The sequence below is a fragment of the Thiocapsa bogorovii genome (genome assembly GCF_021228795.1).
Taxonomy (GTDB): domain Bacteria; phylum Pseudomonadota; class Gammaproteobacteria; order Chromatiales; family Chromatiaceae; genus Thiocapsa; species Thiocapsa bogorovii.
In genome coordinates, this window is sequence record NZ_CP089309.1 from 355,756 (window position 1) to 382,064 (window position 26,309).

The 26,309-nt window shown below is 62.4% G+C and carries 25 protein-coding genes and 1 pseudogene; 15 read left to right on the forward strand and 11 right to left on the reverse strand.

Translation table 11 applies throughout. The features are described 5' to 3' along the window. Positions 1-122: 122 nt before the first annotated feature. The gene (gene mepA, locus LT988_RS01655; RefSeq protein ID WP_232408541.1) at positions 123-989 is read left to right on the forward strand and encodes a penicillin-insensitive murein endopeptidase; all 867 of its coding nucleotides are present in this window, start codon (positions 123-125) and stop codon (positions 987-989) included. 236 nt (positions 990-1,225) lie between these two features. Here the strand turns inward: mepA and LT988_RS01660 are convergent, their stop codons facing one another. Beyond that, positions 1,226-1,609, reverse strand: a complete 384-nt coding sequence (locus tag LT988_RS01660) for a DNA-binding transcriptional response regulator (protein ID WP_232408542.1) — start codon at positions 1,607-1,609, stop codon at positions 1,226-1,228. Beyond that, positions 1,609-2,220: a 2OG-Fe(II) oxygenase family protein gene (locus LT988_RS01665; RefSeq protein ID WP_232408543.1), complete on the reverse strand. Its 612-nt coding sequence runs from the start codon at positions 2,218-2,220 to the stop codon at positions 1,609-1,611. The genes LT988_RS01660 and LT988_RS01665 overlap by 1 nt, the downstream gene beginning before the upstream one ends. Positions 2,221-2,618: 398 nt before the next feature. Here LT988_RS01665 and LT988_RS01670 point away from each other — a divergent pair, with 398 nt between their 5' ends. After that, positions 2,619-3,560, forward strand: a complete 942-nt coding sequence (locus LT988_RS01670; RefSeq protein ID WP_232408544.1) for a DMT family transporter — start codon at positions 2,619-2,621, stop codon at positions 3,558-3,560. A gap of 26 nt (positions 3,561-3,586) precedes the next feature. Here LT988_RS01670 and LT988_RS01675 read toward each other — a convergent pair whose 3' ends face one another. Then, positions 3,587-4,141 (reverse strand): hypothetical protein, encoded by a 555-nt coding sequence (locus LT988_RS01675; RefSeq protein WP_232408545.1) that lies wholly within the window; start codon positions 4,139-4,141, stop codon positions 3,587-3,589. A gap of 129 nt (positions 4,142-4,270) precedes the next feature. On the opposite strand from LT988_RS01675, the gene LT988_RS01680 reads away from it, so the two are divergent. The 11 genes from LT988_RS01680 (at position 4,271) to ccmI (ending at position 13,583) form a co-directional block, all read left to right on the forward strand. After that, entirely contained in the window at positions 4,271-5,377 is a 1,107-nt protein-coding gene (locus LT988_RS01680) for an Sfum_1244 family protein (protein ID WP_232408546.1), read from the forward strand. A 19-nt stretch (positions 5,378-5,396) separates the two neighbouring features. After that, positions 5,397-6,224, forward strand: coding sequence for a tyrosine-protein phosphatase (locus LT988_RS01685; protein WP_232408547.1), 828 nt, complete (start codon positions 5,397-5,399; stop codon positions 6,222-6,224). A gap of 274 nt (positions 6,225-6,498) precedes the next feature. Continuing rightward, a complete protein-coding gene (gene ccmA / locus LT988_RS01690; RefSeq protein ID WP_232408548.1) occupies positions 6,499-7,116 on the forward strand; it encodes a cytochrome c biogenesis heme-transporting ATPase CcmA in 618 nt (205 codons plus the stop codon). Positions 7,117-7,122: 6 nt separating this feature from the next. Further along, the gene (ccmB, locus tag LT988_RS01695) at positions 7,123-7,794 is read left to right on the forward strand and encodes a heme exporter protein CcmB (RefSeq protein ID WP_232408549.1); all 672 of its coding nucleotides are present in this window, start codon (positions 7,123-7,125) and stop codon (positions 7,792-7,794) included. Positions 7,795-7,817: 23 nt separating this feature from the next. Next, on the forward strand, positions 7,818-8,576 hold the full coding sequence (ccsA, locus tag LT988_RS01700; RefSeq protein ID WP_232408550.1) for a cytochrome c biogenesis protein CcsA: 759 nt from the start codon (positions 7,818-7,820) through the stop codon (positions 8,574-8,576). Further along, positions 8,573-8,743 (forward strand): heme exporter protein CcmD, encoded by a 171-nt coding sequence (gene ccmD / locus LT988_RS01705; RefSeq protein ID WP_093028827.1) that lies wholly within the window; start codon positions 8,573-8,575, stop codon positions 8,741-8,743. Before ccsA ends, ccmD begins: the two co-directional genes overlap by 4 nt. After that, positions 8,740-9,207: a cytochrome c maturation protein CcmE gene (gene ccmE, locus LT988_RS01710; protein WP_232408551.1), complete on the forward strand. Its 468-nt coding sequence runs from the start codon at positions 8,740-8,742 to the stop codon at positions 9,205-9,207. The genes ccmD and ccmE overlap by 4 nt, the downstream gene beginning before the upstream one ends. Further along, on the forward strand, positions 9,207-11,192 hold the full coding sequence (locus LT988_RS01715) for a heme lyase CcmF/NrfE family subunit (RefSeq protein WP_232408552.1): 1,986 nt from the start codon (positions 9,207-9,209) through the stop codon (positions 11,190-11,192). The genes ccmE and LT988_RS01715 overlap by 1 nt, the downstream gene beginning before the upstream one ends. Further along, positions 11,189-11,767 carry a DsbE family thiol:disulfide interchange protein gene (locus tag LT988_RS01720; RefSeq protein WP_232408553.1) on the forward strand — a complete coding sequence of 193 codons (579 nt, stop codon included), beginning with the start codon at positions 11,189-11,191 and terminating at the stop codon, positions 11,765-11,767. Before LT988_RS01715 ends, LT988_RS01720 begins: the two co-directional genes overlap by 4 nt. Then, the gene (locus tag LT988_RS01725; protein ID WP_232408554.1) at positions 11,764-12,264 is read left to right on the forward strand and encodes a cytochrome c-type biogenesis protein; all 501 of its coding nucleotides are present in this window, start codon (positions 11,764-11,766) and stop codon (positions 12,262-12,264) included. The genes LT988_RS01720 and LT988_RS01725 overlap by 4 nt, the downstream gene beginning before the upstream one ends. Further along, positions 12,261-13,583, forward strand: a complete 1,323-nt coding sequence (gene ccmI / locus LT988_RS01730) for a c-type cytochrome biogenesis protein CcmI (RefSeq protein ID WP_232408555.1) — start codon at positions 12,261-12,263, stop codon at positions 13,581-13,583. Before LT988_RS01725 ends, ccmI begins: the two co-directional genes overlap by 4 nt. A 188-nt stretch (positions 13,584-13,771) precedes the next feature. On the opposite strand, the gene LT988_RS01735 is transcribed toward ccmI, so the two are convergent. Continuing rightward, positions 13,772-14,245, reverse strand: a complete 474-nt coding sequence (locus tag LT988_RS01735; RefSeq protein ID WP_232408556.1) for a YbhB/YbcL family Raf kinase inhibitor-like protein — start codon at positions 14,243-14,245, stop codon at positions 13,772-13,774. Between the two features lie 536 nt (positions 14,246-14,781). On the opposite strand from LT988_RS01735, the gene fusA reads away from it, so the two are divergent. Then, positions 14,782-16,827: an elongation factor G gene (gene fusA / locus LT988_RS01740; protein WP_232408557.1), complete on the forward strand. Its 2,046-nt coding sequence runs from the start codon at positions 14,782-14,784 to the stop codon at positions 16,825-16,827. A 379-nt stretch (positions 16,828-17,206) separates the two neighbouring features. On the opposite strand, the pseudogene LT988_RS01745 reads toward fusA, so the two are convergent. From LT988_RS01745 to LT988_RS01760, 3 genes and pseudogenes are all read right to left on the reverse strand, one after another. Next, positions 17,207-17,922: pseudogene (locus LT988_RS01745) on the reverse strand (M48 family metallopeptidase). Between the two features lie 612 nt (positions 17,923-18,534). After that, positions 18,535-21,048 (reverse strand): type I restriction endonuclease subunit R, encoded by a 2,514-nt coding sequence (locus LT988_RS01755; protein WP_232408559.1) that lies wholly within the window; start codon positions 21,046-21,048, stop codon positions 18,535-18,537. A gap of 138 nt (positions 21,049-21,186) precedes the next feature. Then, positions 21,187-21,555, reverse strand: a complete 369-nt coding sequence (locus LT988_RS01760; RefSeq protein WP_232408560.1) for an antitoxin Xre/MbcA/ParS toxin-binding domain-containing protein — start codon at positions 21,553-21,555, stop codon at positions 21,187-21,189. A gap of 165 nt (positions 21,556-21,720) precedes the next feature. Here LT988_RS01760 and LT988_RS01765 point away from each other — a divergent pair, with 165 nt between their 5' ends. Next, positions 21,721-21,879 carry a hypothetical protein gene (locus tag LT988_RS01765; protein WP_232408561.1) on the forward strand — a complete coding sequence of 53 codons (159 nt, stop codon included), beginning with the start codon at positions 21,721-21,723 and terminating at the stop codon, positions 21,877-21,879. Between the two features lie 11 nt (positions 21,880-21,890). On the opposite strand, the gene LT988_RS01770 is transcribed toward LT988_RS01765, so the two are convergent. The 4 genes from LT988_RS01770 to LT988_RS01785 all read right to left on the reverse strand — a co-directional run bounded on the left by LT988_RS01770 (position 21,891) and on the right by LT988_RS01785 (position 25,941). After that, positions 21,891-22,430: a Fic/DOC family protein gene (locus tag LT988_RS01770; protein WP_232408562.1), complete on the reverse strand. Its 540-nt coding sequence runs from the start codon at positions 22,428-22,430 to the stop codon at positions 21,891-21,893. A gap of 70 nt (positions 22,431-22,500) precedes the next feature. Further along, positions 22,501-22,695 (reverse strand): hypothetical protein, encoded by a 195-nt coding sequence (locus LT988_RS01775; protein WP_232408563.1) that lies wholly within the window; start codon positions 22,693-22,695, stop codon positions 22,501-22,503. A 160-nt stretch (positions 22,696-22,855) separates the two neighbouring features. Beyond that, positions 22,856-24,814: a GmrSD restriction endonuclease domain-containing protein gene (locus LT988_RS01780; RefSeq protein WP_232408564.1), complete on the reverse strand. Its 1,959-nt coding sequence runs from the start codon at positions 24,812-24,814 to the stop codon at positions 22,856-22,858. Next, positions 24,811-25,941: a restriction endonuclease subunit S gene (locus LT988_RS01785; protein WP_232408565.1), complete on the reverse strand. Its 1,131-nt coding sequence runs from the start codon at positions 25,939-25,941 to the stop codon at positions 24,811-24,813. The genes LT988_RS01780 and LT988_RS01785 overlap by 4 nt, the downstream gene beginning before the upstream one ends. Positions 25,942-26,309: the final 368 nt, after the last annotated feature.

A 26,309-nucleotide genomic window follows, 5' to 3' on the forward strand; every position in this document is an offset into this window, starting at 1 on the left:
CCGCGTCCTGTTCTCGAACCGCGGCGCCCGGTCGTCGCGGTGACCTCGAACGTGCCTCGAGAACGGCATCGACGCGATTCAGGCAATGAATCGTTGAAAATCGTAAACACAGGAACCCACACATGATCCGTGCACTTGGGGTAAGAGACACGAGACCGGTTCGGTATGCTTCAATCGCCGGTGTTCTCTTGCTGATCGCCGCGAGCGCCGGCGAAGCGACACCTTGGGCCGAGGTTGCAGCGCCGAGCGCTGGACCTGCCGAGGTGATCGGCGGTGTGTCAAACGGATGCATCGGCGGTGCCGATGCACTTGCGGAGACCGGTCCCGGCTACGTGAGCATCCGTCGCTATCGCAATCGCTATTATGGTCACCCCGATCTGCTTCGCTTCGTCGAAGACATGGGACGCGCTCAGCACTCACGCGGCGAGCGTCTGATCATGATCGGCGACCTGAGTCAGCCGCGCGGCGGGCGAATGTCGTCTTCCCATCGCAGCCATCAGAACGGATTGGATGTCGACATCTGGTTCACTCTCGCGGACTCTCCTGCCGCAGCCCGGCGCCTGATGGACGATCGCTCCGATCCCCAAAGCATGGTCGGAGCCGGCGGGCGCTCGGTGAGTGCGGCCTGGGGGCCGTCGCAGCGCAACCTGATCGAGACGGCTGCCCGACATCCGCAGGTCGATCGGATCTTCGTCAACGCGGCGATCAAACAGGCGCTGTGTCGAGACAGCGGCAGCGGAGATCGGGATTGGCTCCGCAAGGTCCGCCCCTGGTGGCGTCACGATGCGCACTTCCATGTGCGGCTGCGCTGCCCGGACGGGAGTCCGGATTGCCAATCACAAGCCCCGCTGACCGGCGACGACGGCTGCGGGAAGGAACTCGCCTGGTGGCTGAGCGACGAGGCACTCAAGCCCTCCAAGGGAGGAAGCGGGTCGAAACCCGAACCGCGGATGCCGCAAAGGTGCAGTGCGGTGCTGCGCGGGTTCTAACGGCGCGACCTCGGCAATCCGACAAAATCAAGCGGTAGAGTTCGTCGCAATCAAGTGCCGGGAATGGGTTGGGCACCGAATCCAATCATTGTCGTTGTCTTTGTCGTTGTCGTGAACGACAACGATGGCGGAGGTATTCATTGTTCGAACTGCTTTACTCCTGATTGGATGTCGGATGACGCATCGCTCATCCGACCGACAACCGATTCTCCTTGTGCCTTTGCGGTTCTTGCAGTCTAGGCGAGGGCCCGACGCAAGGCCGCCTCGACCCTCGCAGGCTCGATCGGAAAGGCGATCGCCTCGAAGACCGGAAAGCGTGCGGTCATGGCGTCGAGCTTGTGTCGGTACTCGCTCTGGTAGAAACAGATCACCTTGACCTCGGGATGACGCTGCAGCCGTGCCATCAGGGTCTCGAGGTTGCTGGTGCGATCGCGAAAGTCGGACTGGAAGTTGTATTCGGCAACGATCACGTCCGGAACACGGCGCTTGAGCGCCGCCTGCGCCTTGCGCTGCGAGGCGACCACCTCGACCTCGAATCCCAGGCTGCGGTACAACGTCGTCAGGTTGGGATAACCGCCGAGCTCGACGATCGCCAGGAGGGTCGGTGGCGTATCGCGCATCAGGCGAAGACCACCCAGGTGGTGGCGATGTATTTCACGCCGGTCTGGATCACCGCCGCCCGGTGCTCGTGTGTCCAGAAAGGCGGAAAGAGCACCAGCTTGCCGCGCTCTGGCCGCACGGCGACGTCTTGATAGAGAAACTCAGTCTCCCCGCCCGGGCCCGGCACGTCGTTCAAGTACCACAAGACCACCAACTGGCGTTGACTGAGCTCGTGACTGCCTCCGTCGACGTGCCAATGATAGTACTCGCCGGGGCGGTAGCGCTGGACCTGGTAGCCTTCGTCCTTGAATGGCCCTTTGAAATAGGGGTAGGTCTCGCGAAACTCCTTGATCGCGGCAGCAAGTGAGCCGAAAAACATCTGGTCGACGTCCTTCCAATCCGGCTTGTTGCTCACAACCAGATCCGTGGTGCGCTTCACGCCCGGATCCTCGGTGCGAAGCTGCCCGACCCGCCCGGCATATTGGTATTCGGGCTGGGCCTCGAAGCGCTCGATCACCGCATCGCAGAAGGCGGGCGGCAGCGCCAATGGCCGCTCGAAGATGAAGCTCCCGGCTTTCACCTCGCGGATCGTGGGCAACGGGGGCACGGTACGTTCGGCGGCGGAGGTCATGGCGGCGGATGAGTCGTCTCGGAGATCGGTCGGCCTATTGTCCGGACCCGATGCGGCCGAGGTCAAACCCCGAGCTGTGGTACGCATCCCGATCCGGCGGCTCGCAGGCCGCGGAGGTTGACGCAAGATCGAGCGGATCGTTCCTCCGAGGTAATATTCACCCGCAGGCTTGAGTCGGAGATCGGAGATGCGATATGAGGGAGCCGGGTATCGGTGCGGAGACCACTCCGGCCTGAGACCAACCCCTCACGCGATCGTCCCCGGAGTGTGAGGTCGGCGTCCAACGGACTTCAACCTGGATTCGGTCGCTCAACCGAGATCGAAATCATCGCCATGCCGAAGACAGACACCGGTGCGCCATCGGCGCTATTCCGGACCGCCCGATCGCAGCCCCTCCAGTGCAGCTGACACGACGGCATCGCCTCGCCGATTGGGTCATGCTGCTGTCGCTGACCCTGATGTGGGGCACCTCCTTTCTGCTGACCAAGATCGCGGTCGGGGGGCTACCGCCCGATCTGGTCGTGGCGGGGCGTCTGATCGTGGCTGCGTTGCTGCTCGTCCCCGCGGCCTGGATGCTCGCGACCCGACCGGCCGCCGGCGCGCGCCTCTGGGTCTTCTACGTTCTGATCGCCGTGTTCGGCAATGTCCTGCCCTTCTCATTGATCTCGTGGGGCCAAACCTTTATCGACAGCGGCCTGGCCGGCATCCTGATGGCCGTGATGCCGCTGGCAACCCTCGGGCTCGCCCATTTCCTGGTGCCCGGCGAGCATCTCACCCGCTATCGCGCGACGGGCTTTTTGCTGGGGTTTGGCGGCGTCGTCGTGCTGGTGGGACCGAATGCCTTCGCGGATCTTGGCAACGGCCAAGGGCATCTGATGCCGATGCTCGCGGTCTTGGGCGGGGCATTCAGTTATGCCGTCTCCTCGATCCTGGCGCGGCTCCGGCCGACGAGCGATGCGCTTTTCAGCGCGGCCTCCACCATCTCGCTGGCGTCGCTGATGATGGTGCCGATTCTCTTCATGAGCGGAGATGTCGAGGTGCAAGTCGTCCCGGACACGCTGCACCTGATCGCCGTCGGGCTGCTCGGCGTTTTTGCGACCGCGATCGCAACCATCGTCTATTTCAGACTGGTGAAATCCGCCGGTCCGTCGTTCGTTTCTCAGCTGAACTACCTGATCCCGCTCTGGGCGGTCGGCGTCGGGATGCTCTTCCTCGGCGAGGAGCCCGAGCCGAACCATCTTTACGCCCTCGGCCTTATCCTGAGCGGCATTCTGATCACCCAACTGGAGCGCCGCGGCACCCCGTCCGCAAGAAACCCGGCTCCGCGTCGATCGGGGTAGTCAGGTCAGCGCAGCCTCAACCGACCTCACTCGAACAGGTCGCGGAATGCCTTTGAGAAACGCTTGTAGGCATCCCATCCATCCTTGTCCATCACCTGATCGATGACCCAACGGTTCTCCTCGCCCGGTCCCATGAGGGACTGGATTTCGAAGCCGAGGTGGCGCAGGAAGGCGTAGCTCGGCCCCTCGTCGTCGAATCGGTAGTCGGCATACTCGCCAGAGCGCGTGTTGAGCCGCGCGATAAAGGGCCCGCCGTAGTCGCCCGGACCGAGCAGGTCCTGCGTGTTGTCCTGCACATGTTCGAAGACCTTTTTTGCAAAGGCGGTGATGAGGGTGCGTCGGTTCTCGTCCTCCAAGATGCCGTGTGACATCCGGTCCGCGATCTGGATCAGGAAGACCAGGTACTCCTCGATCACGTCCAGGCGCTGACGATCGCTCTCGTAGAGGAAGCGCTCGCAGTGCAGATTGATCGCCTTATCCACGGCGATCCGCCAGGCGATGAAGGCCAGCGCGCTCGCAATCTCCGGGAGCGAGCGCTCCTGATCGTCGTTCCACCAATGACTTTTGATACGTAATGCCACGTCCGACTCCTGTTTCGCGACTTGTTTGGACCGGCGCCGCCCCGAGATTGGCAGGGCGGCGCGAAGCTGATAGCTTGATGTCCTATCATTCTACTCAGAAAAAAGACCCTTCCGGCTCGAGGTGTTGTGATGCCGAATGCTTCAATCAGCGTGCTGGCCGAGGCCGTGCAGTACAACTGTCACGTCTCCGATGCGCGGCACGGCGCCGATGACTCGCTCTGCATCTATCTGATGAAGATGCGGGAGTACTTTCGTTGGGAAAAGCACCTCCCTTATGGTGCGTTCTTGGAGCGTGAGCAAGTCGGCGAATGGCTCCAGGCGCGCGAGCAGCTCTGGGAGGAGCTTGAAGAGGCCGAGATGCGGCCCATCGAGATCGACGGCGAGCGTTACGACCCCTTCGATGCGGAGTCGATCAACAATCGACTCGCCCCGCTCGGCCTGGTCTACAGCGGCGGGCTCGGCAACCGCGCCAAACCGCACTTCGTTCTCGGCGCGCTCGAGCAACACCGAGTCAGCGAGGGCTGTTCGGTCTTCGTGGTCGCCGACGAGTATGCGCGTGATCTGACCGCGCCGCCGGCCATGACACTCGGGCGAACCATCGTCGTTCGGCGCGAGTCCCTGCGGCGCTATCTGTGGGAGAAACTCGAAGGCTGGCGCTGGCACCGCCCCGACAACGCACTCGGACGCGCCTTCGCCTGCTACGACTTCGACGGTGCACTCGAATCGTCACTCGATGCCATGACCGAGCACGAGATCAAGGCGTTGCTGCTGCACGAGCAAGGCGAGTACGAGGCCGGACAGCGTCTCGGAGAGGATTGGAACGCCATGCTGGCGGCACTCGCCCACACGCCGGCAGAGCTCATGGCTCGCGCGGTGCGCGATCACCTCGCCGACTGTCTCGTGACCCTTCCGGCCCTGGCCGAGGCGAGCGACCCAGCCTCGCTGCACTTTTACATCGGCACCTTGACCGGCATGCGTCTCCACCTGTTTCCGGCGCTAAAGGACGCCTACGCGACCTGGATGGAGGCCGACTCGACAAGCGCATTTGCGTGCATCGCGGATCAAGGCCGCGCCCATTGGGAGCAAGTGGCAGAGGCGATGCTCGAGCTCTATCGGCGACACGACGGCGTAACGCCCAACGCAAACCCTGATTCGAGGCCCGACAGGAACCGGGCCGCGAGCTCCGATGGCATCCCGGGTGCGATCGGGCATCTGGTCGAATCCAATCGACTGTAGCACCCGTCATAAGGAATCCATGCCACAAGAACCCGCGTTGATCGACACCCACTGCCACATCCTCCCCGGGCTCGACGACGGTGCGCACACCTTCGAGACGGCGATCGATATGGCCAGGGCCGCTGTCGCGGGTGGAACACGCGGGATCGTCTGCACCCCGCATCATCTGAACGGGGTCTACAAAAACCCCGGCGACCTCGTCCGTCACGCCTTGGCGGACCTGCAGCAACGCTTGACCCACGAGGGGATCCCGCTTTGCCTTTATCCGGGCGCCGAGATCCATCTCGTCCCCGAGGCGCCGAGTCGCGTGCTCGACGGCAGTGCCTTGACCTACAACGACCGCGGCAAAGCCGCGCTCGTCGAACTTCCGAAGAACGCCGTTCCGCGGGGTACCGACGTCCTCTTGGGGCAACTGCTGCGGCACGGCGTCACACCCGTGATTGCTCACCCCGAGCGCAACCTTGTGTTGGCGCGACGCGCGCACCGCCTGGCTGAATGGATCGATTGGGGCTGCAAGGTCCAAATCACGGCGCAAAGCTGCAGCGGTGATTTCGGCGATCGCCTGCAAGGGCTCAGTCGGCGCTGGCTGGAGCTGGGGTGGGTTCACCTGATCGCCTCGGATGCCCATCGCCCGACGGGGCGCAGTCCGGACACCCTGCTCGCGGCCCGCGCACGCGTCGCCGCTTGGCTCGGTGAGGAGGCCGCAACCCTGCTGACCCTGGACAACCCTCGACGACTGCTCGAAGGAGAGGATCTCATTGCGCTCCATCCCTGCATGACGGCGAAGGCGACACCAGCCGAAAACGACTGGCTACGCTTTTTTCCGTGGTCTCGCCGAGCACAGTGATTCGCTGGAGCGCAACGCGCGTGCGGACAGGTGCAACGACCACCGCAACGCGAGGTCGCTGCGATGAATCCGCAGACGGCCCCGCCGATGACTCGACTGCGCGAATCGATCCTACCGGACGTGGTCGCGCTGACCGGTTGTGGAATCCGGACCCAGCGTTTATGGTTGCTCGCCGGCCTCGGCCGAAAGCCGAGCAAAAGCGGACTCGACGGATCCGCGGTGCGATCCAGCGGCCGGCGTCTTCGGACTCATTCACGGAACCCCTTCAGTATCCATGCTCGAGGTGACACAGCTTCAGTGCAGGCGAGGCGACCGTCTGCTGTTCTCGGGTCTCGACTTCGCTGTCGCGGGGGGAACACTCCTGCACGTACGCGGCGCGAACGGCAGCGGTAAGACGACGCTCCTGCGCTCTCTGTGCGGGCTGTTCACGCCGGACTCGGGCGAGATCCGCTGGAACGGCGAATCGACGCGTCGCCTCGGCGAGGACTACCGGCGCGATCTCCTCTATTTCGGCCATCTAAACGGCATCAAGGGCGACCTCACCGGCATCGAGAATCTTCGCGTCTCGGCGACATTGGACGGAGACCCTATGGACGCGTCTGCGATCTGGGCGGCTCTGGCGCGGATCGGTCTTGTCGGTTTCGAGGATCTGCCCACGCGTATGCTCTCGCAGGGCCAGAAAAAGCGCGTCGCGTTGGCTCGGCTCATTCTCAGCAACGCGCCGCTCTGGGTGCTCGACGAACCCTTCACCGCCTTGGACGTCAGCGCCGTGGATCTTCTGGAGACCCTGATCTCCGAGCATGTGGCACACGGGGGCATCGTCGTCCTGACGACTCACCAGGAGGTCGGCCTGACCTCCGGTCAGGTCGAACGCCTTCACCTCGGGAGCTGACCGACCGTGCTGCGTGTCTTCTGGTGCGTTTTGCTGCGTGATCTGACGCTGGCCATGCGGCGACGCACCGACGTCTTGACCACGCTCTTCTTCTTCATCATCGTGGTGAGCCTGTTTCCCTTGGGTGTCGGCACCGAACGACAGATCCTGCAGATCCTCGGTCCCGGGGTGGTCTGGGTGGCAGCCCTGCTGGCCTCGATGTTGGCGCTCGAGCGCCTCTTCGCGGCGGACTACGAGGACGGCACGCTCGAGCAGATGGTCTTGACGGCACAACCCTTGTCTTTGCTGGTGCTGGCGAAGATCACGGCACACTGGTTACTGACCGGGCTGCCGTTGGTCCTCATCGCCCCGCTGGTCGGCATGCAGTACCATCTCTCGGACGACGCGATCCTGATGATGATGGTCGCCCTCTTGCTCGGCACACCGGTGCTGAGTCTGATCGGAGCGATCGGTGCGGCACTGACCCTGGGGCTGCGCGGAGGCGGTATCCTCTTGTCGCTGTTGATCCTGCCGCTCTATATCCCGGTGCTGGTCTATGGGGCCGGCGCGGTCACGGCGAGCGGTATCGATATGGCCGACACGCGACCTTATCTCGCCCTTCTTGGGGCGTTTTTGGTTGCAGCACTGACGTTTGCGCCGCTGGCATCGTCGGCTGCGCTTAAGATTTCAATCGAATAATTCGAGGGAAGACCCCTTCACCAATGGCTTCGAACTGGTTTAAATTCGCCGCTCCGGCCTCTTTCTATCCGCTTGCGGGACGACTGATCCCGATGTTTTGGATCCTGGCCGGCATCTGTCTCCTCGCCGGCCTCTACTGGGGGTTTTTTCAAACGCCCGATCAACTCGGCGGAAGCAACGCGCAGAAGGAGTATTACCGCATCATCTTCATCCACGTCCCGGCCGCTTGGATGTCGATGTGGCTCTATGTCGTGATGGTGGGCTGGGCGGCGATCGGGCTGGTGTTCAACACGCGGCTGTCCTTCATGATGGCCAACGCCGTCGCACCGACCGGGGCCATCTTCACCTTCCTGGCGCTCTGGACCGGGGCCTTTTGGGGGCGTCCCAGCTGGGGCACCTACTGGGATTGGGATCCACGCCTCACGACGGAGCTGATTCTTTTCTTCATGTACGTCGGCTACATCGCGCTGCACTCGGCGATCGACGACACGCGCCGTGCCGACCGGGCCGCGGCCCTCCTGGCGATCGTCGGACTGGTGATGGTCCCGCTCATCTTCTGGTCCGTGAACTGTCCGGATCCGAACCAATGTGCCGCACTCCATCAGAGGTCCAACCTGACGCAGATCGAGGGAAACATCCTCTTTTCCATGCTGGCGGTGACCTTCGGGTTCTGGATGTACTCCTTCGCGACAACACTGATGCGGCTGCGCAGCATCATCCTGACCCGCGAGGCCGACAATACCTGGGTTCAGGAACTTCTCGCCAAGGGGAGCCGAGCATGAGCGAGTTCTTCTCTCAAGGCGGTTACGCCTTCTTCGTGTGGGGCGCCTACGGCATGGTGCTGGTGCTGCTCGTGGCGGAAATTCTTCAATTGCGCGCTCAACGGCGAACCATTTTGGCCCGTCTTGGTCGATTGATCCGGATGCGCGACTCTGGAGTGAATCAATGAAAGCAAGACAGAAACGTTTGGTGTTCGTCGGCCTCGCTATCGTCGGTGTCGGCGCGGCATCGGCCCTGGCCTTGAGTGCGCTCAACAGCAATATCTCGTACTTTTTCAGCCCGTCGCAGGTGATGGCCAGCGAGGCCCCGGCCGAGCACGTCTTCCGGCTCGGAGGCCTGGTGACACCTGGAACGGTGGCACGCCAAGAGGACGGCTTGACGGTCAAATTCGACGTGACCGACAACGCCGAGACGGTGACGGTCGCCTACACCGGAATCCTCCCCGATCTCTTCAGCGAGGGTCAAGGGGTGGTCACCAAGGGTCGACTCGGTGCCGATGGCGTCTTTTATGCCGAGGAGGTCCTCGCCAAGCACGACGAGGAATACATGCCGCCCGAGGTCGCCGACACACTCCAAACCGCCCATGCAGAAGGCATCGTCGAGTCGATGGGCACCCGCGGAGCTTCCAACTAATGGTCCCCGAGCTAGGTCACTTCGCGCTTGTTCTCGCGCTCGTCATCACGATCGCGCAGGCATCTGTCCCGCTGCTCGGCAGCTTCGTCGGAAACCGCCGCTGGATGGAGATGGCTCGACCGCTCGCCCGCGGCCAGCTGACCTTCATCGCAATCGCCTTCGTCGCGCTCCTGCATGCATTTTTGACGGACGACTTCTCGGTCGAATATGTCGCGGGTCACTCCAACACCCTGATGCCGGTTCTGTACAAGGTCTCGGCGATCTGGGGCGGTCATGAAGGATCCTTACTGCTGTGGGCCCTGATGTTGGCCGGCTGGGGTGCTGCCGTCGCGGCCTTCAGCAAGAATCTGCCGTTGGCGATGGTGGCTCGCGTGGTCTCGGTCCTCGGGATGGTGGCGATCGGCTTCCTGCTGTTCATGCTCTTGACCTCGAACCCCTTCGACCGGCTCTTCCCGGCACCGCTCGAGGGCCGCGACCTGAATCCGCTGCTGCAGGACTTCGGTTTGGCGATCCACCCGCCGATGCTCTATATGGGCTATGTCGGCTTCTCGGTCGCCTTCGCCTTCGCCATTGCCGCACTCATCGGCGGCAAGTTGGACTCGGCCTGGGCGCGCTGGTCGCGGCCCTGGACGACCGCGGCCTGGGTCTTTCTCACCATCGGTATCGCGTTGGGCTCCTGGTGGGCCTATTACGAGCTGGGCTGGGGTGGCTGGTGGTTCTGGGATCCGGTCGAGAACGCCTCCTTCATGCCGTGGCTGGTGGGCACGGCGCTGATCCATTCGCTTGCCGTCACGGAGAAGCGCGCAGCCTTCAAGAGTTGGACCGTACTGCTCGCCATCTCGGCCTTTTCTCTGTCGCTGCTCGGGACCTTCCTGGTGCGCTCGGGTGTTCTGACGTCCGTCCATGCCTTCGCGACGGATCCGGCACGCGGCACCTTCATTCTGATCTTCCTCTGCGTCGTGATCGGCGGATCGCTGGCACTCTATGCCTTGCGCGCGCCGACCATTGCCGGCGGCGGTCGCTTCGACATCCTCTCGCGCGAGAGCTTCCTGCTGGTCAATAACCTGCTCTTCGCGACTCTGACGGTCCTGGTCTTGTTCGGCACCCTCGCCCCGTTGATCTACGAGGCCGCCGGGTGGGGCAAGATCTCGGTCGGCTTCCCCTGGTTCAACAAGATGTTCGTGTCACTCTCGCCCTTCCTCATCGTGGCGATGGGGATCGGACCCTTGACCCGCTGGAAGCACGACGAGCCGCTGCGCCTCGTGCGCTCGCTTTGGATCGCGCTTGTACTCGCCATCGCCGTCTTCATCGTGGCTCTGCAGCCGATGTTCGAGGACGGCGGCCTCGCGATGGCCTTCGGTCTGAGCATGAGCGCCTGGCTGGTCGGCACGCATCTGATTGCCCTCGCCGAGCGCCTGAAGAACAAAGGCGGTTTCCGGGGCCTGGCGGCCGACTTCAACGCTCGCAATCTCAGCTACTACGGCATGTGGACCGCGCATGTCGGGATCGCGATGTTCATCGTCGGCGTCACCATGGTGTCGATCCACGGCTCCGAGACGGACGTGCGGATGTCGCCGGGCGACGTGCACGAGGACTCGGGCTACCGCTTCCAGTTCAACGGGGTTCAGGCGATCACCGGACCCAACTACCTGGCGCAGCAAGGCGAGTTTCTCGTCACCAAAGATGACCGACAGATCGCCGTGCTCTATCCGGAGAAGCGCTCGTATTTCTCGGGCGGCATGCCGATGACCGAAGCGGCCATCAACGCCGGCTTCCTGCGTGATCTCTACGTCTCGCTCGGCGAGCCCGTGGGAACGGACGGCGACTGGGCGCTGCGGGTCTACTACAAACCATTCGTGCGCTGGATCTGGCTCGGCGCGCTCCTGATGGCACTCGGCGGTCTCTTGGCGATGGCCGATCGGCGTTATCGCACGGTGCGGCGAACCGCGGATGTCCCGGCCGGGGCGCTGGGGGCACGCTCATGACGGCGACCACCACCCCGTCGAGAACGGCAGCAACAAGAGCGAAGAGGCGCGCGCTGATCCCGCTCGTCGTCTTCATTGCGTTGGCCGCGCTGCTGTTCTACGGCCTTCAACTGGACCCGCGCAAGGTCCCCTCGCCGCTCGTGAACAAGCCCGCGCCCGTGTTCGAGCTCGAGACACTGGACGACCCGAGCCGCACGGTGACCAACGAGATCCTCATGGGAAAGGTCTCCTTGGTGAATGTCTGGGCCTCTTGGTGCCCCTCATGCCGCCAGGAGCATGGCGAGCTGATGCAGATCGCACGCGAGAACGATGTCCAGGTCGTCGGGTTCAACTGGAAGGACACACGACCCGAGGCGCTCGAGATGCTTAGACGCTACGGCAACCCCTACGTCGTGAGCGCCTACGATCCGGACAATCGCTACGGTATACACTGGGGTGTCTACGGCGCTCCCGAGACCTTCGTGGTCGACGGCGAGGGCATTATCCGTTACAAGCACATCGGGCCGGTCGACCGCAACGTCTGGGAGACCACGATCCGCCCCATCGTCGAGCAGTATAGACCTCAGCCATCATGATCCATCGCGTCCGCAAACTCTCTTTCAGTCTCGCGCTGCTCGTCGGAACACTGGCGTTCGGAAACCTATCCGCCTACACCCTCGAAGAGTTCAAGTTCGAGCAGCCCGGCCAACACGAGGCGTTTCGGGACCTGATCGCCAAGCTGCGCTGCCTCGTCTGTCAAAACGAGTCGCTCGCCGGCTCGCAGGCCGGCGTCGCGCAGGACCTGCGCGAAGAGGTTTATCGCATGATGCTCGAAGGACAGAGCGACGAGGAGATCGTGACATTCCTCGTCGATCGCTACGGCGACTTCGTGCTCTATGAGCCTCCGATCAAGCCATCGACCTATATCCTCTGGTTCGGCCCTTTCATCTTCCTCGGCGTCGGTGGTTATCTGCTGTTCCGCACGCTTGGACGCAAAAAGGACGAACCCGAGGAGGACCTCACCGAGGCCGAACGCGCCCGTCTTCAACGACTGCTCGCCGCCGGCGGCGATAACCAAGAAAACATCAAATGATCATCTTCTGGATTCTGACCGCCGGGCTCATGGGCCTGGCGTTGCTTTTTGTCGCCCTTCCGCTGCTGCAACCCGAGAAAGCGACCGAAGCACCCGAGCAGGACGAGTTGAATCTCACGGTCTTCAAGCAGCGGCTCCAAGAACTGGATGCCGATCTCGCCGGTGGATTTCTGGAACAGGACCAGTACGCTGCGGCTCGACGCGATCTGGAACGAGACCTCCTGCGCGACATCCCGGGAGAGCTCGCAGCGTCGGGGCGCCGCGGCGCTTCCGGCGGGCGCTGGCTGGCGCTCGTGCTTGCGATGGCGGTGCCGACCGCGGCAGTGCTGATCTACAACGAGGTCGGCCACCGCGAGATCATCGAGCGCATCGAGGGCGTCGCCCTGAGCGCCGAAGCACCGCAGACCCTGATCGGACCCGATGGCGAGGAGCTCCCGCCGCTTGAGGTCCTGGTCGAGCGCCTCGAGGAGAGGCTGGCAGAGGATCCGAACAACATCGACGGATGGCTGATGATCGGCCGGACCTACTTCACCATGCGCCGCCCGGGTCAGGCACTCGACGCCGTCTCGAAGGCCTATGCCTTGGCACCGGAGCGTCCGGATGTGATGCTCGCCTATGCGGAGGCCATGGCTGCCAACAGCAACAACAGCCTTGAAGGCGAACCGGCCGCGCTGATCGATCGGGTTCTAAAGGCCGAGCCGGACAACGTGAGTGCCCGCTGGCTTGCCGGGATGCTCTACTACCAGCGCGGGCAGTACACTGCCGCGGCAACGGCTTGGCAGCGCATCCTCGACGAGATGGATCCCGCGTCGGAGGACGCCGCGGACATGCGCGAGATGATCACGGAGGCGCAGACGCGTGCCGGCGCTCCCGCAAACGCAGCGACCGCAAACCAGCCCGCTGCGGCAGAGCCAGCTGCCGGAACATCCCCAACGCAAACCGGATCGCCCGCCGCACCCGAGCCCGCCGCCGGCGTCTCGGTCACCGCAGACGTCAGCCTGGATCAAGCCGTCTCGGCCGGTGCGGCTCCGGAGGATACCGTATTCGTTTTCGCGCGCGCCGTCGCCGGGCCGCCGATGCCGCTCGCCGTTCAACGCATCAAGGTCAAGGACCTCCCGACCCGTGTCACCCTCGACGACAGTATGTCGATGATGCCCGCAATGCGCCTTTCCGCCTTCCCGCAGGTGATGATCGGCGCACGCGTGGCAAAAAGCGGCCAAGCGACACCGCAACCGGGCGACCTTGAAGGAGAAACCGGGCCGATCGACAGCGCCGGAAATACGCAAGTCGCCGTGACCATCAACCGCATCAGGCCCTAAACCGCGTCCGGCGCGACAAGCGCCGGTTACGGATCGTCTCGATGTCTTATCGACCCAGACGCCTCGCGGCAGACGCGGTTTAGAAACGATAAAAAATGAATCACTTAAACCGCGTCCGCTGCGTCGCTCGCGTTTTGGTGTTACGCCTCGCCCGCCTGAAACCCTCTCATAGACCCACAAGACGCGGTTTAACGTTTCTCGTAGATGCCGACCAGCTCGGTGCGGCCGAGGATGTGGTCTTCCATGGCAAGCAGGAGCTCATCCTTGGTCGGGGTTCCCAGCTCGTTCGGCAGGCGGACATCGAGCGCATAGAGCCGGTGGAAATAGCGGTGACAGCCGATCGGCGGGCAAGGCCCACCGTAGCCGACACGACCCCAACTATTGATCCCCTCGCCGGTGCCGCCGGGTAGACGATCGGAGGTCATTCCTTCGGCGAGTGAGGCCTCGGGCGGCAGGTTATAGAGGATCCAATGATCCCACACCATCCGCGGAGCTGCGGGATCCGGGGCATCCGGATCATCGACGATCAAGACCAGGCTAGCGGTACCTCCGGGAAGATTCTTCCACGACAGAGGCGGCGAGACATCATCACCTTCGCAGGTATAGCGAACGGGGATGGGTGCTCCGTCGACAAAAGCGTCCGATTCGAGAACCATTGACATCTTTACGTCTCCACAGATGTGCTAACCTATGGGGCATCAGCGCCCCGTCTTCTCCGTTTCGACAGCGAGACGGGTCACGGAGTTTGACCCGAGTGCAAATCGCTAGGCGATACCGATCAAGCCCAAGCTTCCGGGCCTCTTTTTAAGGATAACGCGAATACAGATCCTCGAGCACACAGATCGATGCGTCCGAACATCCGGACACGATCACCTCGAGATTGCCTTTACTCTCAATAGCTGTGCGTCCTTCGGCGGCCGATCGGCCGCCTTTTTTTTCCGCGGATCCGGCTTGCAAGTCAAGCCCACGCAGCGGGCATGGGTACCGTTCCCCTCACGGCTCGCGCCCATTCGCCACGCGCACATCGACCCGACATCACAGCTGCCAATTGATCCGCGACAGGCCGAGACGTGAATTCGGACCGATCCCCAATCAGGGTGACACCCGAGTTACGGTATAATTTCGCCCCGTCAATACACCTCGACGGGAAGCCGAACAACGCCCCGCATCTCACCCAAACGCCACTACAGGATCACCGATGTCTGATTACAACGCCGAGGACGTCCGCAACATTGCCCTGGTCGGTCACGCCGGATCCGGCAAGACCACGCTGGTCGAAGCGCTGCTCGCCGCGACCGGTGTGATCTCGACACCCGGCAGCGTGACCAAAGGGACCACGGTCTGCGACTTCGATCCGATGGAAAAGGAGCTGCTCCACTCGCTGGACGCCTCCATCACCAGCTTCGATGCACACGACAAGCACGTCAACCTGATCGACACCCCCGGTTATCCGGACTTCCTGGGGCGCTCCATCTCGATCCTGCCGGCCGTCGAGACCGCTGCGATCGTGATCAATGCGCAGTCCGGGATCGAGCCGATGACCCTGCGGATGATGAAGGCGGCCGACAACCGCAACCTCTGCCGCATGATCATCGTCAATCAGATCGATGCACCGGAGATCGATCTGGCGGAACTGACGGAGCAAATCCGCGAGACCTTCGGCGCGGAATGCCTCCCGATCAACCTGCCTGCCGAAGGCGGCAAGCGTGTCATCGACTGCTTTTTTCAACCCAGCGGCGAAGGTGCTGACTTTTCATCCGTCGCAGAGACCCATAGCCGCATCATCGACCAGGTGGTGGAGGTCGACGAAGCCTTGATGGAGATCTATCTCGAGCAGGGTCAAGAGCTCAAGCCCGAGCAGCTGCATGACCCCTTCGAGGCAGCCCTGCGCGAGGCGCACCTGATCCCGATCTGCTACGTATCGGCGGCGACCGGGGCCGGCGTGAATGAACTGGTCGAGATCATCACGCGCCTCATGCCCAACCCCTCGGAAGGCAATCCCCCACCCTTCCTCAAGGGCGAAGGTGCCGACATGAGTCCCGTGACCGTCGATCCAGACCCCGGCAAGCACGCCATCGCCCACGTCTTCAAGATCATCAACGACCCTTTCCGCGGCAAGCTCGGGATCTTCCGCATCCATCAAGGACGCATCACGGCGCAAAGCCAACTTTACATCGGCGACGCGCGCAAGCCGTTCAAGGTCAACCATCTGTATCGCCTCCACGGTGCCGAGCAGATCGAAGTACCCGAGGGTGTTCCCGGCGACATCCTAGCGGTCTCCCGCGTCGACGAGATCCATTTCGACGCCGTTCTGCACGACTCCCACGAGGAGGATCATTTCCACCTGTCGAGCCTGGAGTGCCCCGTTCCGCTGTTTGGTCTCGCGATCCACCCGACCAAGCGCGGCGACGAGCAGAAGCTCACCGACGCCCTGCATAAGCTCGAATCCGAAGACCCCTGTTTCCATGTCGAGCACAACGCCACGGCCAACGAGACGGTCATGCGCGGGCTCGGCGAACTCCATCTGCGCGTCCTCTTGCGCCGACTCTCCGAGCAGTATCACGTCGAGGTCGAGACCCATCCGCCGAGCATCCCGTACCGCGAGACCATCACGGCACCTGCCGAGGGACATCATCGCCACAAGAAGCAAACCGGAGGTGCCGGACAGTTCGGCGAGGTCTATCTGCGCGTCGAGCCCATGGAGCGCGGTGCCGGCTTCGAGTTCGTCGATGCCGTCGTGGGCGGCGTGATCCCGAACAACTTCATCCCCTCGATCGAGAAAGGCGTGCGCCAGGTGCTCGAGGAAGGCGCCATTGCTGGATTTCCGATGCACGACATCCGCGTGACGGTTTACGACGGCAAATTCCACCCTGTCGACTCCAAAGACATCGCCTTCTCGACCGCAGGGCGCAAGGCGTTCATCGAGGCTGTGGAGAAGGCTCGCCCGGTCCTGCTCGAACCGATCGTGAAGATCCGCATCACCGCGCAAGGCACCGCGATGGGCGACCTCGCGGGCGATCTCTCCAGCCGCCGCGGCCGCATCAACGGCAGCGACAGCAAGAGCCGCGGCCGGATCGTCATCGAGGGCGAGGTCCCGCTTGCGGAGCTCAACGGCTACGATGCTCGCCTGAAGGCCCTGACGGGCGGTGAAGGCACCTACAGCATCGAGCTGAGCCACTACGACACGGTGCCCGCCAACATCCAGAAACAGCTCGCCGACGCGTACCAGCGCGCCGAAGACTGAACCGGCCCAACGCGGACCGGCGACACACGTCGGTCCGTGCTCCATCGCGGGAGACGACACCCCGCCGCCATGACCCCTGCTTCGGGATCCCCCCGATCTTGTCGACGCACCCTCGGCGATGCCGCAAGCCGATAGGCATCTCGGCTTTTCGGCAACGTTGAGCACCCGGGTCAACAGGTGGACCTCGTCGCTCATGGCGTGTCGGAGCACCCACGGCCCCTTGAACACCAGCGCTGACATGACTCGCGAGAAAAAAAAGGGCTTGCGGCGATCAACCGTAAGCCCTTCTTTTATTTGGTAGCGGGGGCGCGCTCACGACTATTCGCCACATCGACCGACGTGAATGGGCGCGCCGGGTTATGCGCCCGACCCAGCAGCATTAGTAGCCCCACTCTTCATGCCCCAAGGGCAGACCATTGAGCAGGTCCCGCGACTGCTGCCACTGCGGCAGATGGCGGTCCATCAGCTCGACAAACCGAGCGTTGTGATGGCGTTCCAGCAGATGCGTCAGCTCATGGACGACGATGTACTCCAGGCACTCCGCCGGCTTCTTGGCGAGCTCGGTATTGAGACGGATCGTCCGAGCGTCGGGATTGCAGCTTCCCCAGCGGGTTTTCATGCGCTGCACGAACAGGCGCTGGACGCGGACGCCGAGGATGGGTTCCCAGGTTCGCATCAGGGTGGCCGCAGCATCCCGGACTTGCCGGCGGTACCAGTCTGCCATGACGGCGTCCCGCTGCGCTTGGCTCGTCCCCGGCCGAATCCTCAGCACCAGCGAGCCGGGATTGATCGTCACGGTCGGCGCGGTCTCCTCCTCAACCAGGCTCAGCAGGTAACGCCGGCCCCAAAGATAGTGGCTCTCGCGCTCCAGAACCTCGCGTGGCGTTTCCCGTGCCTGCGCATGAAGCTTTTCTGCTGGGTCCTGATCCAGCCGAGCTTGGACACGGCAAAGACCCGCAGGGTCTCCAGGCTCATGTGCGCGGGTGCGGCGAGGCGCACCCGACCGTCGGGCGGATAGACACTGAGGTGGACGTGCTTGATGTCTTTGAAGATGACATCGACCGCGATGTCGCCGAGCTGAATCCGGTCGGTCATCAGTATTCGGTCTGCGCCTTGATGATCAGAAAGACCCGCTCGACCTCGCTCGTGTCCTGCAATACGCCATAGAGCGCCGCCTTGATGACCTGCTCGCGGGCCTGCACACCTCGCCAGCCGTCGGGACGCACGGTCTTGGCCACCTCGTCGATCTTGAGCGCCAGATCCACGGCCACGGCAGCGGGCGCATAGGCCCCTTGATCATCGGCAGCCGGCAGCACCGCCGGAGTTGGAGCGGCAATGGACTTCAGGTTGTTGAAGAGGGCCCGCTTTCCCGGTGTATCCAGTGCCGCCGGGGTGTCTTTGGCCTGGCCGGCTGCGACCCGCTTCGCAAGCTCCGCGATCTTCTGCAGATACTCTTCGTAGGCGATCGCCTTCGCCTTGCGCTGCGCGATGATCTCCTGCAACTGGGCGGAGATCTTGGCGTAGAAGGCCGGATCGGTCAGATGCTCCTTGATGATGGTGCGGCGGACGTTGTTCTCGATCGTCTCGGCGATCGCGTTCTTGTTACCCTGCATGCCGCCCAGGCGCATGGCAATCGCCTCGGCAATGCCGCTCTTCACGATCAGGTCCAGCAGACCCAGGTTCTCGAAGGGGGAGATCCGACGCGGATCATCCGCCTCGATATAGGTATCGATGAGATGGCGCATGTCGGCCTCGTAGGGCTTGAGGTCGAGCGTCTCGCCGCTGGCCTGTCGGACCAACTCGCGCAGCTTCAGCGCTTGGTCGAGCTGCTGCTTGATGCGGGCCATGTCCTCGCCGCTGTAACCGGCCTCCTCCAGCTCGTCGGCCATGTTGGCATAGGCCCGGACCAGGGCAACGGTCGCCATGTAAAGCGCGGCCCGTCGCGGCTCTCGGTCCTCGAGATCGCCGGGGATCTCGGTATTGCCGCAAAAATAGTGAATATGCTCCAACTCGCCCTTGGGCGGCTTTACCGGCCCAGAGGAGTGCGAAGGTTTCCAGAGCCGTGTCCAGACGCTCCTTGCCGGTCTCGAGGCGATCCCGCAAGAGGACCTGCGGATCCGCGCCGCCGGCGCTGCGGTCCAGCTCCGAGGTGTAGACCGCGATGCTGTTCTCCACCTTTTTGAAGAGATCCTTGTAGTCGACGATATAGCCGAAGTCCTTGTCGTCCCCGTCCAGCCGATTGGTCCGACAGATCGCCTGAAACAGGCCGTGGTCCTGCATGGATTTGTCGATATAGAGATAGGTACAGTGCGGCGCATCGAAGCCGGTCAGCAGCTTGTCCACGACCACCAAGAGCTTCATGTTGGCCGGCTCTTTGACGAACAGCGTCTTGGCCTGCTGTTCGAAGGTCTCGGTTTTAGTCATCTGCGGCTTGGCGACGATGTCCTTCAGCAAGCCCTTGTAGACCTTGTAGATGAACTGCTTGTCGGTCTCGGTGTTGGCGCCGACCTCCTCCTTGGTGACATCCTTCGCCTGCGGGTTGTAGGAGGTCACGACCGCACACTTGCCCTTCAGCGGCGTCTTCTGAAACAGCATGAAATACTTGCAGGCCTCGTAGATGCTGGAGGCCACCAGCATGGCGTTGCCGCGTTGGCTGGACAGGCGCGGCTTGAGACTGAAGTCGAAGACGATGTCGCTCACCACCCGATCCATGCGCGAGCGCGAGCTGAGCACGCTTTGCAGGGTCACCCACCGGCCCTTCAGCTCTTCCTTCTGCCAGTCGTTCAGACCCTTCGTTTTGATCTCGAACCAGGCGTCGATCTTCTCTTTGGAGCCGAGCCGCTGGTCGATGTCGCGCGCCTCGTAAATGAGATCGAGCGCCACCTCATCCTCGACCGCCTCGCTGAACTTGTAGGTGTGGATGTAGCCGCCGAAGACCTCCAGGCTGGTGGCCTTGTCCTTCTTCAGGAGCGGCGTGCCGGTAAAGCCGATGAAGACCGCGTTGGGCATCAGGGCCTTCATCACCCGATGCAGCTTGCCGCTCTGGGTGCGATGACACTCGTCTACGAAGACGAAGACCTCGCCGACCGTCTGGCTGGGCTGTCCCTCGAGCGCCTTGATGAAGGCATCGACGTCATCCACATCGCGGCGGCCGAACTTGTGCACCAGGGAGCAGAGCAGCCGTGGCTTGGCCTGGCCGAGCCGGGCCATCAGATCGCGCCCACTGTTGGTGCGATAGATGGATTCGCCGGCCTGGCTGAAGACGCCCTCGATCTGGCTGTCCAGCTCGTCGCGGTCGGTGATGATCACGACGCGTGCGTCGGGAAAGGTCTCCAGGATCCAACGCGCCAGCAGCACCATGACAATGCTCTTGCCGCTGCCCTGGGTGTGCCAGATAATCCCGCCTTGGCGCCGCCGCACATGGCCCTGCGCCGCCTTGACCCCGAAGTATTGATGGGCCCTCGGCAGCTTCTTGATAACGCCGTCGAAGAGCACGAAGTCGCGCATCAGCTCGATCAGGCGCCGCTTCTCGCAGAGCTTGAGCAGATACTTGTCCAGCTTGAAACGGCTGTCGTCCGCCTCGTCCTCCTTCCAGGCGAGGAAATAGTTCTCGGGCGTGCCGATGGTGCCGTATTTCAGCCCTTGCGAGTCGTTGCCCGCGAAGACGAGCTGTATCGTGCTGTAGAACCAGGCGTTGAACTCGGGCTGCTGATTGGACAGGCTCTGGCGGATGCCGTCGCCCATCGACACCCGACTGCTCTTCAGCTCCAGGGTGCCGATGGCGAGGCCGTTCATGTAAATGACTGCATCGGGTCGCCGTTCGGCGGCGTCCGGCGCGTGGCCCTTGAGCGTGACCTCCTCGGCAATGGCGAAGTCGTTCGCCTCCGGCACGCTCCAATCGATCAGATGGACGGTCTCGGTGACCTGACCCGCCTCGATCTTCACCGGCAACCCATAGCGCAGCAGGCTGTAGACCGCCTCATTGTTGGCATACAGGGTACGGCTTGGGTTGTCCGCCTCGGTGCGCAGGCGGTAGAGCGCCGTGGCGATCTGCGCCTCGGAATAACCGCGATCGGTCAGCCAGGCCGACAGCAGACCTTCCTCGATGTTGCTGTTGCTCGCCCGATCGGCCCAGTCGCCGAGATGCCGATAGCCCAACTCATCGCGGAACAGGGCGATCACCCGGTTCTGGGTGTCTCGTTCGGATTGACCGACGCTCATGCCATCGACTCCTGAAACAGATCCATTGTGATCAGTCGCACGGCCGCGGATCGTCCTTTGACTTGGCGACGAGACGGACACCGACCGGATCATGCATGACGTCGCTCCGGCAAACCGGAGACGAGCAGTCAGGGCGAGTCAGGTATACCCGCCGTCGGCGATGCGCGCCAGATAAGCCTTCACGGCCTCGGTCCGGCCGGTCTTCACTAGCTCCTCGGCGGTCTTGTCCCCGAAGGAGTGCAAGGGCTGATTGCGAAACCAGGCAAAGGCAAGTCCCGCGGAACCTGCCCAGCCCGTGGCGCGGTTGATGATCTCGACAGTGTCACGCAGCCGCGCCTGGGTCTGACGCGATCGCAGCCGACTGCGCCTGGAGACCGCATCGCGCGACAACCCGGTCGCCAAGGCCAGCTCGGTCTTGGTGACGCGTAGCCGATCGGCGAGACGATCGGTCGCGAGCATCCCGTCGTCGGTGATGACGTCATTGAGCAGCTCAGCAGGAAGCGACATGATTCTACATCGGCAACTTGAACGATTCAGGGTTAGATGATGAGCATCGCCCGGCGGCAAGAGTCAAGACCTGAGGTTTGAAGCACGCTCGGCACCAATCCGGGTGTGCCACGCAACGGTTGGCGCTATACTCCCTACTCTAATTCACGGATAAAGAGCATCGCGATGGAGACCAAACCCATCAAGAAAATCCCGAGCAAGAAGAAGATCCTGCGCGCCGTTGCGAGCTCGACCGCGATTGAAACCGGCCAACCCGTCGAGCAACTCGAACGCCTGCTGCGGAGGAAGCGCAGTCCATTTCGGCACCTGACGCTGGCTGACTGATTGATTTTTCGTTATTGCCCCATCGCCTGATCGACCAAGCCGATCATCGCGTCGTAGTTCCGTGTCAACCCAGTTTGGATTGCGCTGAAGTAGGATGGCTTATCGGAATCCCAAAGACTGTAATCCAACGGATCCCGTCCGGCCTGCACGGCCATGACATCCGCCAATAATCGGGCGAGCCGTCCGTTTCCTTCACGAAAAGGGTGAATCAGGATCAACTCGACGTGCGTTACCGCGATTGCATAAGCCAAACGGGCAGGTGCAATCGTGCGACAGGGCGTCAAGCAAGCCAGATAATCCCGTTCAAAGACTTCCAGCAGCCGTGGAATCTGTGCCGCTGCCGCGAAGTGGAAGTCACCTTTGCTGAGATTGACGGATCGTTCCTCGCCGGCCCAATCGTATAGATTGCCCAGCCAGCGACGGTGCCAGGTCTTCAGATCCTGGATCTCCAGTCGTCGATCCGGAAAGGCGTCGATTAGCACCGCTTGATACAGCTTTTCCAGCAGGACCAACTCAACCTCGGCGATCTCCGCTGGATCGAAAATGCCCAACTTATTCGCCAGAACCCGATGATTCGATCCCGGCTGGAAGGTTCCCTGCGGGCCATCGGCCTGGTAGCGATCACTGTTCAACGGTGCCTTGCTCGATGCGGTCGGACTCCGGTTCCGCTGGTGCATCGGGTCCGATGCAGACGGGGCGGTCGCCCCGCCATACGACGGCATATTGACCCGACCGACGCTTGCGCTCCAGCGCGCCGTCCACAGCCTTCCTCAAAGCACTTAGGGCATTCGTCTCGTAGTCTGGTGTCTGCATCATGTCGATCTCCAGCCGGATAGTCGCTCCTTGATCGCGTGCCGCAATGACGGCCTTCCGTGCGCACCACACGCCGAGTAAGCAATCCGCACAATGGCTTTGACGATCAACGTCTCGTTGAAATCTTCGCTGATCATTAACCATTTTGACCGAACCGGGGCGGTTATTCCGACACCGCGGGCCCTTCCGCCAGAATCTCCGCCTTCACATAGCGCCGAAACTCCGCGATCCCGTTGAAGCAGCGAAAGCCGGCTTGGCTCGCAATTGCGATGGTTTCGGCGGTCTCGTTCAGCAGAACGGCGACCGGCTGGCTCAGCTCTTCCTGAATGCCGCTCGGCCAGGCCAGGTCGAGGACGGCCTTCTGCTCACCGGTATCGGGGTCCGCAAAGTCGTAGGGCAGCATGCCGCGCGGCAGGCCCATTGTCTCCATCCAAGCATTCAAGGCTTCAAGCTGGGTCTCTTCCTCTTCGCTCGTGATCCCGCCGGGCACCGTCGAGGGCTTGGGTGCCATGACCGAAGAGCCGGACAACCATCCGGTATCGCCGTGCAGCAACTCTTCCATGCGCTGGTTGACCTCGGCGGCAAGCAACGCCTTGCGGGCTTCGAGGAAGTCGCGGAAATTCGCGATCTTCCACAGCTCGGGATCATCTGGAATCCACTGCGACGCCAGCGCGCCGGGGTGCGCCTGCTCCACCTCTGGGAAGTAGACCTCCGGGAGCCGATCGCGGATGTCGAGGTTGGTGTCCTTGGTCAGGAAGCAGAAATTGCCCAGCGCGTTGACCTCCGGCCGCTTGAAGTCGCGCTTATAGAGCTGCGCCTTCGGGAAGATGTGATGCACCTCCAAACGACTCATCTTGCCGAGCAAGCTCGACTTGAGCGGCAGCCCGGTTCCCCAGTCGCGTGCAAGACCCATCCGGGTGAGCAGATAGAGCACGGGATAGAAGCGTGCCCCGAGGCTCCAGCCGGTGAAGTGGCCCGGCTCGACGCGCAGCCCGCCGTGCCACAGCCGCAATTGCTCCAAGAGCTTGTCCAAACCGCCATCCGAGCCTTCCAACGCCGCCAGATCCTGGTCGATGAAGGATTCGGTCGAGCCCGAAAAACGCCCCCACATGCCCGCTTGCACAAACCAGAACAACAGTTTGTCGCGCTCGATCTCGCCCATCGATCCGCTGCGTCGGTCCAGGTAGCGCACCATCACCGGCACTCCGAAGCGGCCGAAGAAGACCTGGTCGTGATCCAGTCCCAGCCGTCCACTGATCAGGTTCAGGCTGGTGTCGATGTGCTTGATCGCGCGCTTCAGACCCTCTTGGACCTCGGCTGCATTCTTTTCATGCAGGTATTGGAACTTGGCTTCACCCGTGAGGACCGTGTTGACCGAGCGCAGAAGCCAGTCGAGGCTGAAGTGATAATCGGCCTTCGCCCATTCCTTCAGCTTTGCCTTCATGGTGTCGCGCGCCTCGGGCCACTCGGCGCAGATCTTGGCCAGAGCCAGGTCGCCCTTGGAGAGCTTGGTGCCGCCGCTGTTGACTCGATTGAAGATGTCGACCACCACGTCGAGTGACTTGTCGGCGCCGGTCACCTCCTCGGTATGCAGGTCGATATCGGTCACACCGAGCAGACGACTGAGCCGACCCACATAATCGCCGACCTTCGCCGCCAACTCAGGCTGAGCAGTCAAGCGAGTCACGAACTGCCCCAGCCCGGCCGTTCCCTTCTGCATCAACTCGGTCACGTCGATCCAGAGCGGATCATCCTGCATCTTCACGGGCTGATAGAAGGCGAAGGTTTCGTTCTCCAGATGGAACCGCAAGCCTGTGAAGGTCTGGGCGTTGCCGTCGAAGAACTTGGGTGGCTTGCCGCGCACCACGCCGTAAAGCGATGTCATGCGCTGCTGGCCATCGAGCAGGAGCTTCACCACGCCAGCGGCCAATGGCCCATCCCCGCGATGCGCGGCGGTCTTGGATTCGGTCGCCCAGACCAGCAGGCCCCCGATCGGATGACGCCGGTAGAGCGAGTCGAACAGCCCACGAACCTGATCGCGATTCCAGACATAGCCGCGTTGAAACTCGGGCAGGGCCATGTGGCCGCTGTCGATATGGTCAAGGATGGTGGAGATCTTCATATCAGTCGGGTTCTCCCTGTCAGCAATTCCTGCATCATGCCCTGCTTGATCCGGCGGGCCTTGGCGAGCTTGTCTTCGAGTGCGGTGATCTCGGCGTCCATGTCGGAGAGGATGGTTGCGATGGCGGTTTGTTCGGCTTGATGGGGCAGCGGAAGCCTGATCTCTCCAAGGGCAGATGCACTGATATGGACGACGGCATCACCTTGCCCGCGGCTTGCTTTCTGTCGATTGATGCTTGGCGTATTGAGTGCGTACCCGAGGAATAGTGCGTCGACGGCACGCGGCCTCAGAATAACGAGATCGCCTCCGGCGTAGGCTTCGCAGTCCGAAACGAAGGCAACACACTTGCCGATTTCTGCTTTCGTTTCCCCCGAACCTGCAAAGAGAATGTCCCCATTCTTCAGAAGAGTAGCTGTTTGTGCGACGTCCTGTGAAATCCAGGAACGGAATGCCTTGATGTAGTCGTGATGTTTTGTATAGATCTCGCCGTAACGCACGCATGGGATCGGCCCACTCTGGGCTTGTTCTCGGGTGATTCCGCTGCCTTTCCGGAACTCGCCCAACTCATCGAGTCGCCTAATTTTCCACTCCACATCAAACCCCGGCAACCGTCTCCTGCCGGTCAGCAGCTCCTGCATCGCGCCTTGTTTGATCTGGCGCTTCTTGGCGATGAGCTGCTCCAGGGAGTTGACGAAGGCATCCGCATCGCTCAGCGCCTCGGCGATCGCTTCCTGTTCGGCTTTGGTGGGTGGCAGGCGAACGACAATCGTATGAAGGTCATTACGATTGACTCCCGGCACTCCGCTCTTGCCGCTATGGGTGTGGAAGTCGATTGTGAGCAGCAAGTACGAGACGAAGAGAGGATCATTCCCATGGAAATCGCTCACATAGAGCGTTGTATTCAAAGGCCAGAAATCTTGACGGACGAAGAATACTTCTCCGATGGTGCCATAGCGCCCCGTGACAACGCCTGGGGCTTTGACCTTTGCCTCGGAGTGCGTGTCCTCAATGCCTGATGAAGTGACGATCGGAACCGTCCCCACCTTGCGAATCCGGTGTGGAAGATCAAATCCGCGCTGAAGCGTCGCGACGTTGCCAAGAGATATGGACTCCCATTGGGCGCTCATAACGAGAACCCCATCCGCTCCAAGTGCCCGTTCACCCTGGCCTCCAGCTCCGCCACCCGTTCGCTCATCTGCGGCATCGACGCCTCATAGCGCTCGGCCAGCTCCTTGACCCGCCGGGTGAGCTGCTGACTCACACGGTCCATCTCACCCTGGACAGCCGCCTCGATGGCCGCGAGCCATTTATCGTCCACGACCAACGACTTTATCGCGTCCTCGGTCAGCTTCAGATAGTGCGCGTAGGCCTTGGCATCGAGCGCCGTCTCAGCATCCTTCAGGCGTTTCTTGAGCGCGGTCTCCTCCAGGTTCAGCGTGAGCCACCGGTCGAGCACGGCGGCCTCGTCCCTGGCCTCGGGATCGCGTCCGATCTC

Coding starts and splice junctions, on each gene's coding strand:
- mepA (WP_232408541.1), top strand. CDS start 123: ATGATCCGTGCACTTGGGGTAAGAGACACGAGACCGGTTCGGTATGCT.
- LT988_RS01660 (WP_232408542.1), bottom strand. CDS start 1,609: ATGCGCGATACGCCACCGACCCTCCTGGCGATCGTCGAGCTCGGCGGT.
- LT988_RS01665 (WP_232408543.1), bottom strand. CDS start 2,220: ATGACCTCCGCCGCCGAACGTACCGTGCCCCCGTTGCCCACGATCCGC.
- LT988_RS01680 (WP_232408546.1), top strand. CDS start 4,271: ATGCCGAATGCTTCAATCAGCGTGCTGGCCGAGGCCGTGCAGTACAAC.
- LT988_RS01685 (WP_232408547.1), top strand. CDS start 5,397: ATGCCACAAGAACCCGCGTTGATCGACACCCACTGCCACATCCTCCCC.
- ccmA (WP_232408548.1), top strand. CDS start 6,499: ATGCTCGAGGTGACACAGCTTCAGTGCAGGCGAGGCGACCGTCTGCTG.
- ccsA (WP_232408550.1), top strand. CDS start 7,818: ATGGCTTCGAACTGGTTTAAATTCGCCGCTCCGGCCTCTTTCTATCCG.
- ccmD (WP_093028827.1), top strand. CDS start 8,573: ATGAGCGAGTTCTTCTCTCAAGGCGGTTACGCCTTCTTCGTGTGGGGC.
- ccmE (WP_232408551.1), top strand. CDS start 8,740: ATGAAAGCAAGACAGAAACGTTTGGTGTTCGTCGGCCTCGCTATCGTC.
- LT988_RS01715 (WP_232408552.1), top strand. CDS start 9,207: ATGGTCCCCGAGCTAGGTCACTTCGCGCTTGTTCTCGCGCTCGTCATC.
- LT988_RS01720 (WP_232408553.1), top strand. CDS start 11,189: ATGACGGCGACCACCACCCCGTCGAGAACGGCAGCAACAAGAGCGAAG.
- LT988_RS01725 (WP_232408554.1), top strand. CDS start 11,764: ATGATCCATCGCGTCCGCAAACTCTCTTTCAGTCTCGCGCTGCTCGTC.
- ccmI (WP_232408555.1), top strand. CDS start 12,261: ATGATCATCTTCTGGATTCTGACCGCCGGGCTCATGGGCCTGGCGTTG.
- LT988_RS01735 (WP_232408556.1), bottom strand. CDS start 14,245: ATGTCAATGGTTCTCGAATCGGACGCTTTTGTCGACGGAGCACCCATC.
- fusA (WP_232408557.1), top strand. CDS start 14,782: ATGTCTGATTACAACGCCGAGGACGTCCGCAACATTGCCCTGGTCGGT.
- LT988_RS01755 (WP_232408559.1), bottom strand. CDS start 21,048: ATGAGCGTCGGTCAATCCGAACGAGACACCCAGAACCGGGTGATCGCC.
- LT988_RS01760 (WP_232408560.1), bottom strand. CDS start 21,555: ATGTCGCTTCCTGCTGAGCTGCTCAATGACGTCATCACCGACGACGGG.
- LT988_RS01765 (WP_232408561.1), top strand. CDS start 21,721: ATGGAGACCAAACCCATCAAGAAAATCCCGAGCAAGAAGAAGATCCTG.
- LT988_RS01775 (WP_232408563.1), bottom strand. CDS start 22,695: ATGATGCAGACACCAGACTACGAGACGAATGCCCTAAGTGCTTTGAGG.
- LT988_RS01780 (WP_232408564.1), bottom strand. CDS start 24,814: ATGAAGATCTCCACCATCCTTGACCATATCGACAGCGGCCACATGGCC.
- LT988_RS01785 (WP_232408565.1), bottom strand. CDS start 25,941: ATGAGCGCCCAATGGGAGTCCATATCTCTTGGCAACGTCGCGACGCTT.